At 62.4% G+C, this 2,843-nt stretch carries 5 protein-coding genes; 3 read left to right on the top strand and 2 right to left on the bottom strand.

Going from position 1 to position 2,843, the window contains the following annotated elements; translation table 11 throughout:
* The 3 genes from EOD15_RS32045 to EOD15_RS32035 form a co-directional block, all read left to right on the top strand.
* A partial coding sequence (locus EOD15_RS32045; RefSeq protein WP_148129747.1) for a DUF2312 domain-containing protein occupies positions 1-253 on the top strand: 253 nt, incomplete at its 5' end.
* 175 nt (positions 254-428) lie between these two features.
* Entirely contained in the window at positions 429-869 is a 441-nt protein-coding gene (locus tag EOD15_RS32040) for a hypothetical protein (RefSeq protein WP_127327606.1), read from the top strand.
* Between the two features lie 7 nt (positions 870-876).
* Positions 877-1,188, top strand: a complete 312-nt coding sequence (locus EOD15_RS32035) for a hypothetical protein (RefSeq protein WP_127270382.1) — start codon at positions 877-879, stop codon at positions 1,186-1,188.
* Between the two features lie 84 nt (positions 1,189-1,272).
* On the opposite strand, the gene msrB is transcribed toward EOD15_RS32035, so the two are convergent.
* Together msrB and EOD15_RS32025 are read right to left on the bottom strand one after the other, a co-directional pair.
* Entirely contained in the window at positions 1,273-1,677 is a 405-nt protein-coding gene (msrB, locus tag EOD15_RS32030) for a peptide-methionine (R)-S-oxide reductase MsrB (protein WP_127270383.1), read from the bottom strand.
* 351 nt (positions 1,678-2,028) lie between these two features.
* On the bottom strand, positions 2,029-2,843 hold an 815-nt coding region (locus EOD15_RS32025), incomplete at its 5' end, for a VWA domain-containing protein (protein ID WP_127409193.1).

Below are 2,843 nucleotides of genomic sequence, written 5' to 3'. Positions count from 1 at the left end.
CGATATCACCGATACCAGCCAGACTGTTGCCGCCGGCCAGCTGCGTGCCTTCATCGAGCGCATAGAGCGGCTCGAGGAAGAGAAGAAGACGATTTCCGACGACATCAAGGAAGTGTTCGCCGAGGCCAAGGGCACCGGCTTCGACACCAAGGCGATGCGCACGATCATCCGGCTGCGCAAGAAGGACCAGGCCGAGCGTCAGGAAGAGGAAACCATCCTCGATCTGTACAAGGCCGCACTCGGTATGGTGTAGAGACTGTCTGGAAATTCTACTCTGGCGGCCATCTGTTGGCGTTTTCTGCGCTTCCGGTGCTCGCGTACTTTAAGTACGCTCCGCTCCGGTTCTCGAAACCACCACCATATGACTCGCCAGAGCGAATTTCGAAACAGTCTCGGGCCGAGCATGATGCCGAAGCGAGCATCGAGCCATGAGCGAATTCGACTTCGGCGCCCGCCGCGCCTCTGAATTCCGCCAGCGCGGCTTCTGGACGCTGTTCGCCGAGCGGCATCCGGAAGAAAGGGCTCTGATGGCGAGGCGCGGACCCTGGTTCTGGCAGCGTGGGCTGCCCGACTTCGCCTTGGTTCTTTCCATGTATGTCGCGCCGGCGCAGAGCCAGGTCGGCGTCTTCTTCGGTCGCAACGAGAAGTTCGGCGCCACGCAGGCGTGGTCGCGGTTGAAACCGTTTCAGCCTGATATCGAAGCCAGGCTGAAGCTCAGGCCGGAACAGAGTTGCGAGGACCTCGGCATCAATTCGATGTGGCGGGTGAACTGCTATGCCGAGGACAACTGGCCAGCCATGGCCGACTGGCTGGTGACCGAATGCTCGCGTATCGAGCGCGCGGTAACCGAAGTCCTGAGGCAGGGATAGACATCCGGTGTTGCCAGAGGGTATCGGCTCCTTTTTCCGCTCACGCTGGCAAGGCCAGGTGCCGCTCGACCGGCTGTTCTGGCGCGACCTTGTCCTCGTCGGCACCGCGGTCAGCATCGCCGCATCGGTGCTGGCGCTCGTTCTGCTCGGATTGAAGTTGCCGCTCGGGCTTGTGCTGGCAGTGCATTTCGCGTCGGTGCCCTACAGCCTGTTCCTGACCTTGGCGGTGTGGCGGACCACCGAAAAGATACCCGGTGCCAAGGCCTGGATGATGACGCTGGGCGCTACGCTGTGGCTGGTGGCGATGATCGTGGTCTGATCGTCTGCCCAGAGGGGGGGCAACGGATACTTAAACGAAAAGGGCGACAGATGCCGCCCTTTCATAGTGACGAACCCGGATGGCTCAGGCCGAAGGCTCGAATTTCAGCGCCACCCCGTTGATGCAATAGCGCAGGCCGGTCGGCGGCGGGCCGTCCTCGAAGACATGGCCGAGATGGCTGCCGCAGCGGGCGCAATGGCATTCGGTGCGAACCATGCCGTAGCTGCGGTCGACGGTGTTTTCGACCGAGCCCGGCACCGGGTCGTTGAAGCTCGGCCAGCCGGTGCCGCTCTCGAACTTCAGCTTGGATTCGAACAAGGGCTGGTCGCAGCCGGCGCAGGAAAAGGTGCCGGCGCGCTTCTCGTAGAGCAAGGCGCAGCTTCCCGGCCGCTCGGTGCCGTGGCCGCGCATGACGGCATACTGTTCCGGCGTCAGCCGGGCGCGCCATTCGGCGTCGGTGCGGGTTACGGGGTAGGTATGGGTGTCCATGTGATCTCCTCAGCCTTGCCGGCTCGTTGTTGATTGCAACCGGATATTCGCGTCAAGATAGGCATTTGTTACACGACTGCCCAGTGTCTGACGTTCCAAGGTTGAATTCCCCCTTCTTCAGGCTTCTGCGCCGCCCCTCACCTGCCTGCCGGCATCCTCTCCCCGTAAACGGGGCGAGGGGCCCTGTCGTCCGCGATTTCGCCAATTGTCAGCGTTGCAAGAAAGGCGCCGGCGTTGCGGCCAGGCCCTCTCGCCCCGTTTACAGGGAGAGATGTCCGGCAGGACAGTGAGGGGCGGCGCCAACTTTCACGATTGATGGTCTCTGAGGTGATGGTTCCGCACCTCTGACAACTAATGCTTTCTTGAAAGCTGCTTGGTCGCGCCCTCAAGCCCGGCCAAAGTCAGCGGGAACATGCGGCCGCCGAAGATGTCGCGGATCATCGCAATCGAATGGGTGTAGCCCCAGTTCCTGGGGTCTTCGGGGTTCAGCCATACCGCGTTCGGCCATTGCTGCAGCAGGCGGCCGAGCCAGACGCTGCCTGCCTCCGGATTCCAGTGCTCGACCGAACCGCCGGGGTGAGCGATCTCGTAGGGGCTCATCGACGCGTCGCCGACAACGATCACCTTGTAGTCCGGCCCATATTTGTGGAGCAGGTCGAAGGTCGGAATCACCTCGGCATGCCTGCGGCGATTGTCCTTCCACACGCCCTCATAGAGGCAGTTGTGGAAATAAAAATATTCGAGCTGGCGGAATTCGGCGCGGGCGGCCGAGAACAGCTCCTCGACGCTCTTGATGTGGTCGTCCATCGAGCCGCCGACATCGAAGAACATCAAAAGCTTCACCGCGTTGCGCCGTTCGGGCCGCGTCTGCACATCGAGATAGCCGTGCTCGGCGGTGGCGTGGATGGTGCCGGGCAGGTCGAATTCCTCCTCGGCGCCTTCGCGCACCCAGCGACGCAAGCGCTTCAGCGCGATCTTGATGTTGCGGGTGCCGAGTTCGACGGCATCGTCGAAATTCCTGAACTCGCGTCTGTCCCACACCTTCACCGCGCGGCGGTTGCGGCTTTCATGCTGGCCGATACGCACACCTTCGGGATTGTAGCCATAGGCGCCGAAAGGCGAGGTGCCGCCGGTGCCGATCCATTTCGAGCCGCCCTGGTGGCGGC

This window comes from Mesorhizobium sp. M7A.T.Ca.US.000.02.2.1 (assembly GCF_003996995.1).
Lineage (GTDB): Bacteria > Pseudomonadota > Alphaproteobacteria > Rhizobiales > Rhizobiaceae > Mesorhizobium.
The sequence above is the reverse complement of the archived record's forward strand: the minus strand, read 5'-3'. Positions and strand labels throughout refer to the sequence as shown.

What these genes read in the sequence shown, in the direction of transcription:
- EOD15_RS32040 (WP_127327606.1), top strand. Translation starts at nt 429, where the DNA reads ATGAGCGAATTCGACTTCGGCGCCCGCCGCGCCTCTGAATTCCGCCAG.
- msrB (WP_127270383.1), bottom strand. Translation starts at nt 1,677, where the DNA reads ATGGACACCCATACCTACCCCGTAACCCGCACCGACGCCGAATGGCGC.